The organism is Thermococcus sp. 101 C5, assembly GCF_009372125.1.
Classification (GTDB): domain Archaea; phylum Methanobacteriota_B; class Thermococci; order Thermococcales; family Thermococcaceae; genus Thermococcus_A; species Thermococcus_A bergensis.
In genome coordinates this window covers 1-7,895 of the sequence record NZ_WHIZ01000075.1, presented here as the reverse complement: position 1 = coordinate 7,895, position 7,895 = coordinate 1, and the positions used below count along the sequence as shown (strand labels likewise).

The following is a 7,895-nucleotide window of genomic DNA, read 5'->3' as shown; positions in this document are numbered from 1 at the left end:
GTAATGTGTTATGGTCTGAAAATCCTCCTCAGAGTCAAATACTGTTTAAATAACAGGGGGTGAAACTAAACACGCCCAGACAAAAAGCTCCGCATCTATAGGATGCGCAACTGCAATCATCTTGGAGGAACATTTCGGACACTGAAGGTAGTCCAAACGGTTCTTTAAGCGCAGAACTTTTGTGGTGCTCTTCCATCCGCAGTTGGTACATATCAGCGCAATTTCCGTGTTGAGAAGCCTTTCCTTAAACAGCATCAGTATCTCATCTTTCTCAAGTTCCCCGCTGACCAAAAACTCTCCACCGACGCTTAGGTTAATACTGCCAAGGGGTGAAGGCTCTCTTCTTAAAACACCCTTTACCCGGATTTTTCCCTCTTTGATTGCTTTCAGAACCTCTTCAGCTCTTTTTACGTCTATCTTGTCATGGAAAAGCTCATTTAATGTTTCCTTTTCAATCACTGTTCCTTCAAAGAGCCTCTCAACCTTTCTTATCTTTGCATCTCTCCGCAATGCTCCAATTCTTTTCGCTACGTTTAACATTCTCCACCTGTAAGCCGGGCTCTCCCTTATCGCCCTAGAGACAACAAAGGGAAGCGCCCTCGCATCTTGAAGGAGATACTCCTTAACCTCACCCGGGTTGAGCTGGAAAGGCGAGTTAATGACTATTGCATGGGCCTGCGCCTTCATGGAGAAAACTTTTCCATATTTTGCAGCCAAGAACGCTAAAAGAAACCTCCCTATGGCTTCGTTAGCTTTGTTTCCAAAATCTGCATGGATAACTAACGCCTTTGGGAGGGATTCTACTCCAATGTCCCTGTCAGTGCCTAGAGGCTCCTGCTTCTTTAGGATTGAAAGGACAAGCTCAAGCTCCTCCTCGTTGAAATCGACCTTGGAGATAAATGCCTTACCGGAGTTAAAATCGAAAAGAAGCTCTCTTTTTAGCCTTCCAACGTCCTGGGCCACTTCAAAGGGGACGGGAATCATTTCTCCTTCCCAGCTCGGTACAGCACTTTCCAGACTCTTGCTTTCCCTTACTTTCAGCAGCCTCGACTCTTCATCAATCCCCAGCAGAATCCAGCTCCTGCCGTGCATTATAAACTCCATGCCCTCTTCAAGATCCATAACAAAGCTCTCGTCCAAGCGGCCAATTATCCTCCCGCTTTTTATGTCGAAAACTCTATAGCTGATCTCATCCGGAATCGTGGAAAGGTTCTCGTAATAATACCGATAAGCTCCTCTCCTCAGGTAGAGAAGGCCCTTCTCTTCATCATAGCCGATTAAACCTGCCTCACTCAACATGTTCAAAACTTCGCCATACTCCTCCCACTTCAGATTCCTGTAGGGATAAGCCCTCTTTGCGATTTCAAAAGGAACTTCCTTCGGCAATCTTCTATGTTCTATTAAAAGGCCCACAATAAAATGTCCGAGAACATCAAGAGCGTTTTCATATGGCTTCACCGCCTCAAGCTTGCCTTCAAGTGCCCTCTGAGCTATTACCAGGCTTTCAAGATAATCCTCAACATTTGTGGCAATGATGTAGCCCTCACTAACCTCTCCCGCCCTGTGCTTAGCTCTACCTATTCTCTGAATAAGCCGGTTTACTTGTCTTGGGCTCATATATTGGATTACAACGTCCACATCTCCGATATCAATTCCAAGCTCCATGGAAGATGTGCACACGAGGGCTTTTATCTTGCCTTCTTTCAAAGCCCTCTCTGCAATTATCCTCGCTTCTCGTGAAAGACTGCCATGATGAACTTCTGCCGGTTTGCCCCACGCTTTCAATCGGTGGGCAAGAATCTCAGCGAACTGCCTCGTGTTTGTGAAAATCAATGCTCTCTCATGCTTTTCCACTATCTCCCAGAGAACCCTCAGCCTTGTGGCAACGTCGAGAGAAATGCTTAAGCTGTTTGAGAGCTCAAGATCTTTCTCATCAGGCTGCGGAAAGAGGACTTTAATTTTGTAGTCCTTTTCAATCTTTGGCTTTACGACAACATCGGCTTTGAGCCATGCTTTGATTTCCTCTTCGTTCCCAACGGTTGCCGAAAGGCCAATTCTCTGAAAATCTGCAACTTCAGCAAGCCTCTCGAGGGACAGGCTGAGCTGGACGCCCCTTTTGTTGTCAACAAGCTCCACTATCTCGTCAATCACCACAAACTTAATGTTTTTGAGGGCTTTTCGAAAAGACTTCATCGTGAGTATTACTCCGAGCGTTTCGGGGGTTATGATGAGCAGGTGGGGAGGGTTTTTCACCTGCTGGGCTTTTTTGTACGATGATGTGTCCCCATGTCTGACCTCCACATTGAGTCCGAGCTTTTCCCCCCACCACAGCAATCTATCCAGTAAGTCCCTATTGAGGGCTTTCAATGGAGCAATGTAGAGAGCAGAAACAGGGGCCAATCCTTCTTCTAAAATTGCGTTAAAAACAGGAAGCACAGCAGCCTCGGTTTTTCCACTTCCTGTGGGTGCTATGATTAAAACGCTCTTCCCTGAGCTAACTTCTTCAAAAGCCCTTATTTGGAGCTCATTAAGGCCCCCGAACTTTTCTTCTATGGCCTTTTTTAAAAGTGGATGCATGTTAAGAATTCATGAGGAGTGTTTATAACTCTAACCTAAACCTGTGCCCTATAGCTTATTCTGACAGTATCGTTCTCTTTAGACAAAGCTCCTTTGCCTAATCATATGCCCGCCCAATGTAATTCTCAAAGTCCTCAGATTTCCGCAGGTGTATTTAGCCTCGTTTGGATTGCCGGAACAATAGCCTTCGTTCTATACTTCTCATAAATTCCTAACCAACTATTAACTTTTATAAATCATATATCAACCGATACATCGGTGATGAAAATGAAAGTTGCGAGAAACGAGGGAACCTATGACATTGCCTATGCCAAGAGGGCAATGCTGGTCGTGGTAATCCTTCCTCTGCTAGTTATGTACACCGAAGCAATGCTGACTCCAGCATTACCAACAATACAGAAAGAGTTTGGAGTAAACCCCAACGACGTCAGCTGGGTGCTTACCATTTACCTCCTTGTCGGGACTGTAAGCGTAGCACTTTTTGGAAAACTCGGCGACATGTACGGGAAAAAGAGAATGTTCCTCGTAGCCCTCGGCTTTTACACACTGGGAGTTATTCTCAACGGATTCGCACAGAGCTTTCAGTGGCTCCTAGTAACAAGAGCTATTCAGGGCTTTGGTATGGCAATATTCCCGTTAGCCTTCTCCCTAGTTCGTGAGGAGTTTCCTCCCAAGATGGTACCCCAAGTTCAGGGAATGATAAGCGCGATGTTTGGTGTGGGCATGGTAATCGCACTTCCCCTTGGCGCTTACGTAACCCAGAACTTCGGCTGGCGCTGGACTTATCACTCGGCGGCACCTTTTGCAATCATTATGTTCATATTAGCCTGGAAAGTCCTCCGTGAGAGCCGCTATATTAACCCCGGAAAGCTTGACTGGCCCGGAGCGCTCATCCTCGTATGGGCCGTTGTGCCGGCTCTTGTGGCTGTGACAAGAGCACCTAACGTTGGCTGGAAAGCCGAACAAACCATCGTGCTTTTCGTAGTGTCCATCATCGGACTCATTGCACTCTACCTCTGGGAGAAAAGAGCCGATAATCCACTCATTCCACTTGACATAATCTCCTCTAGAAACCCTGCCATAGTGAACCTTGGTATAATGTTCGCGGCCTTTGGAATCTCTATGATGAGCCAGGCAAACATCTACATATTCCAGATGCCCTCACCATACGGCTTCGGCAAGACGATACTCCAGAGCGGCCTGCTCATGACTCCCCAAGCATTAGTGATGCTTATTGTTGCTCCTCTAGCGGGAAGGATAATGCCAAAAGTGGGAGCCAAGCCCCTTGCCTTAGCCGGAGCGTTGATCGCAAGTTCCGGACTTGGAATACTTGCGAAGTATGCCCCAGAGCTTCCGCCAAACCATCTCTGGGCATTTATAGCGATGATAACTTACGTTGGCGCGGGAATAACCTTGATGAACATCTCTTTAATCAACATCCTCGTTTTCAGTGTCCCGCCAAGGGTCATGGGAGTTGCAACGGGAGCGAACAGCCTCTTCAGGAACTTCGGCTCAACTTGGGGGCCAGCAGTAGCAGGAACAGTGATGAGTACTTACTATGTCCTAGCCCAAATTCCAAGTGTTCCAGTGCCTATCAAGATACCCACAACTAGGGCTTATGAAGTACTCTTTGGTGGTGCAGCAACCGTCTATCTGCTCCTAGCAATTCTGGTGCTGGCAACAAGAGAAGTCATGAAAAGAGGAAAGATTCACGAAGTAGAAAACGAGGGAGAAAAAGAAATAACCGTTGGTTGATCTCTTTTTTATTCCCCTCTATATGCCCTCAAATACAGCTCTTTCATATCTTCAACACTTGGCTCTACCGGGTTGAAGTTGACCAGGGGGTCTGCATAGGCCTTCTTTGCCATCTCATCCAGCTTTGCCATGAAGGTCTCCTCGTCTACAAGCTCGCTGAGCCTGGGCACTCCAAGCATTTCGTTAAACTCTTTGATAACTTCGACCAACTCTTCAGCGGTGTTGAACCCTATTTCCTTTGCTATCTCAGTGTATTTCTTCCGTGCATAGTCGCTTTTCATGTTGAACTCAACCACATATGGAAGGAAGATAGCATTGAGCAACCCATGGGGACCGATCCATGCGGCTTTGTGACTTAGGCTGTGGCATATTCCGAGACGTGCATTCAAGAAAGCTATCCCCGCCATTGTTGCCGCATAGTGGATTTTCTCTCTTGCGGTTTCATCGCCATTAACGGACAGCGGAAGCCACTTAAAGACGGTTTTTATGGCTTGTATCGCCATCGCATCGCTGAAGGGCGTGGCTGCTGTCGTAGTATAAGCCTCAATTCCATGGACAAGAACGTCAAGCCCGCTGTTTCTTGCAACTTCTCTCGGCATAGTCCTGGGCAACCTTGGATCCAAAATAGCATATTCCGGGGCAATTTCAAATGATACGAAGTTGTATTTTATGCCATCTTTCTTGAGAACGCTTGCCGCTGAAACTTCACTCCCAGCACCGCTTGTAGAGGGTATTGCTACCAAGGGAGTCTTGAGTTTGGGAATAACTTTGGAAGGCTTTGTAAACCTGTCGAGGAATGCGATTTCCTCAAAGCTCAGCTCTGGAGCATCGTAAAACACTTTTATCGCCTTCGTGATGTCGATTACGCTCCCGCCTCCCAAGGCTATGAGTAAGTCCGGAGAAAACTCTCTAACCCTTGGCATCAGCTCCTCAACGTCCTCATAGCTTGGCTCTGCCGGCAGTTCTGTTATGGCATCCACCTCAGCCCCAGCTTCCTCTACATAGTCCATAACTTCATTCAGAAAGCCATGAATGCGCATTGACTTGCTTGAAAGGATTAAAACCCTCTCGTAACCCTTTGCAATGCTCTCCACATATCTAAGACTTCCCTCTCCGAGTGCTATCCTCGTTTTTAAGCCGAAGAACTTCATATCCCATCACCAAAAATAAATTGGGGTGGAAATATTTAAATCCTAAGGCTATTCAAAGAGCTTCTTCAAGTTCTTCTCAAACGGCGGATAAACGACTCCTCTGTCCGTGATTATTGCCGTGAGGTATTTGTGGGGCGTTACGTCAAAGGCCGGGTTGTAGACGTCAACATCAGGGGCTATTTTGCATCCTCCACAGGTTAGGACTTCTTCTTTGGGTCTTTCTTCTATTGGAATTTCCTTGCCGCTTTTGAGGTTCATGTCTATGGTTGAGAGCGGTGCTATGGTGAAGAAGGGTATTTTGTGCTCTTTCGCAAGCACGGCCAGAGAGTAAGTACCTATTTTGTTGGCAAAGTCTCCATTGGCAACTATTCTGTCAGCACCGACTATTATCGCATCCACCATTCCCTGCTGCATCACAAAGCCCGCCATGTTGTCGCTTATCAGCTTTAGTGGAATCCCATCGTAGTGGTACTCCCAGGCAGAGAGCCTTGCGCCCTGAAGAACCGGTCTAGTCTCATCAACCCACAAAAGCTTGAGCTTGCCCTCTTTGTGCATAACTCTAAGCGCAGCCCCTACAGTTCCGAGGTGGACTGTGGCTAAGCTCCCCGCGTTGCAGTGGGTTAGGATATTCCCCTCAGGGAGGATTTCCGCCGCATAGTGACCCATCCTGAGGTTCGCTTCGACATCTTCATCCGCTATTTTATGGGCTTCCTCCACGATTAGCCTTTTTATCTCCTCTAAGCTGTCCTCTCTGTGCTCCTCTACAAGGTTCTTAACCCTATTTAGTGCCCAGAAGAGATTCACCGCTGTCGGACGGGTGTTTTTAAGGATCTCGAATGCTCTATAAAATTCCTCAAAGAACTCCTCCTTGGTTTTTGCCTTGCTTTTCTCCGCAAGTAGAGCCAGCCCATAGGCAGCAGTTGCACCTATTGCTGGAGCCCCACGAACCTGAAGGGTCTTTATTGCTCTGGCGACTTCCTCAACGGTAGTCAACGCGATCACTTTAAACTCTCTCGGAAGCAGAAGCTGGTCAATAATGTAGACTTTCCCTTCCCTGAACTCCACACTTCTCGGGAGCTTTGTAAGTTCTTCGGGCTTGTACTTTATCTCCATCTTCACCACCTCTAGTTCTTTTCAGTTCAAGTGATTTAAAGTTTGCTTTGTGCAAGAATGCAAAGCCGTCAGTGGCAGGTATTACCAAAAAGTCTGTTTTCACCAGCTTAATTTGCATATAAAGGCAATTCAGAGCTAGCTAAACAATAATAAACACTCACAAACGGTGTTTAACGATAACTCAATAAATTTCCGATAACAGGGCTCTTTTTTGAACTAACAAAAACGAAACAAAACGATTTCAGGAAAAAAGCTTAAATATCCGTTTTTCACTACAATAAACTGGGTGATAAGCCATGATTAGGAGAAAAGTATGGGTATGGCTCGTTAGTGCTTTGCTTTTAGCAAGCATTATACCGGCAACCAGTGCAACTAATGGAACCTTGCCTTACACGGCAATACTTGTTAGCGATAACGAAGCAGATTTGACTCTGGCTCAAAGGCTCGGAGAGGCTCTGAACGCTTCAGTTATTGTAACCGTTCTGCCTACCCGTAAAGTGTGTGTAAAGTGTTAATCTCGTAACGGGTGGGCTTCCCTCCTCCCGTCTTCATTGGCTGGCTTTCGGGGGGAACGGAGACTCCCCACATCTTCAGGGCTTTCAAACGAATATTCCACGAGCCGACCACATCACGGTCAGCCTCAAAACCACACTCGCATTTCAAAACCCTGTGCCCATTCGGGCTTAACTTTCCCCCACATATCGGGCATAGGGAGGAAGTATGAGCAGGATTAACAAAAACCACACTCACACCCTTCAACTTGGCTTTATACTCAATAATGGATTGAAGCTTTCTAAAACTCCACCTGTGCAAGCGACCGTTCATTTCAGCCGAATACCTTATTGTGTTCCTGATTTCCGTTAAGTCTTCAAGAGCAATACCACCATACTTTTCCGCCAGTTCAACAATCTTATTGGCTAATTTGTGATATAAATCATTTATCCTGTTTCTCTCCCTCATCCCATATTTTTCCAAAATCCATTTTCTCTTTTTACCAGTTTTTATCTTCTTCTGGATTCTCCTTCTCTTCAAGAAGTAGCCCGTTCTAATCTCCCTCTCGTGGGTGATGATCTGGATGAACTCGCCGTCTGGAAGGCTGAGGGTTACATTATTCTCGTTCAAGTCCACGCCGACAATGACTTTCGGCTCTCTAACTTCAACCTCTCTTGAGAACACCACGTGGAGGAAAATTCCCATCTGGTTTTTAACAAGCCAGGCTTGCCCTATTTTCCACTCCCTAAACTTCTCGTGGTATTTTGCAGGGTAAAACTCTAGTTTCAGCCTTCCACTTGGAGTTGA

Annotated in this window: 6 protein-coding genes; 2 read left to right on the top strand and 4 right to left on the bottom strand. The window is 46.4% G+C overall.

The window, feature by feature from the left end:
• Window positions 1-45 precede the first annotated feature (45 nt).
• Window positions 46-2,577, bottom strand: coding sequence for a DEAD/DEAH box helicase (locus tag GBV73_RS09755; RefSeq protein WP_253910351.1), 2,532 nt, complete (start codon window positions 2,575-2,577; stop codon window positions 46-48).
• Window positions 2,578-2,838: 261 nt separating this feature from the next.
• On the opposite strand from GBV73_RS09755, the gene GBV73_RS09750 reads away from it, so the two are divergent.
• A complete protein-coding gene (locus GBV73_RS09750) occupies window positions 2,839-4,332 on the top strand; it encodes an MFS transporter (protein WP_253910352.1) in 1,494 nt (497 codons plus the stop codon).
• 8 nt (window positions 4,333-4,340) lie between these two features.
• On the opposite strand, the gene GBV73_RS09745 is transcribed toward GBV73_RS09750, so the two are convergent.
• A complete protein-coding gene (locus GBV73_RS09745; protein WP_152881040.1) occupies window positions 4,341-5,483 on the bottom strand; it encodes an iron-containing alcohol dehydrogenase in 1,143 nt (380 codons plus the stop codon).
• 48 nt (window positions 5,484-5,531) lie between these two features.
• The gene (mtnA, locus tag GBV73_RS09740; RefSeq protein WP_152881042.1) at window positions 5,532-6,596 is read right to left on the bottom strand and encodes an S-methyl-5-thioribose-1-phosphate isomerase; all 1,065 of its coding nucleotides are present in this window, start codon (window positions 6,594-6,596) and stop codon (window positions 5,532-5,534) included.
• A gap of 296 nt (window positions 6,597-6,892) precedes the next feature.
• Here mtnA and GBV73_RS09735 point away from each other — a divergent pair, with 296 nt between their 5' ends.
• Entirely contained in the window at window positions 6,893-7,111 is a 219-nt protein-coding gene (locus GBV73_RS09735; RefSeq protein WP_152881038.1) for a hypothetical protein, read from the top strand.
• Here the strand turns inward: GBV73_RS09735 and GBV73_RS09730 are convergent.
• Window positions 7,083-7,895 (bottom strand): RNA-guided endonuclease TnpB family protein (locus GBV73_RS09730; RefSeq protein ID WP_152881036.1); only part of this gene is annotated, 813 nt, incomplete at its 5' end. The two genes, GBV73_RS09735 and GBV73_RS09730, sit on opposite strands and share 29 nt — an antisense overlap.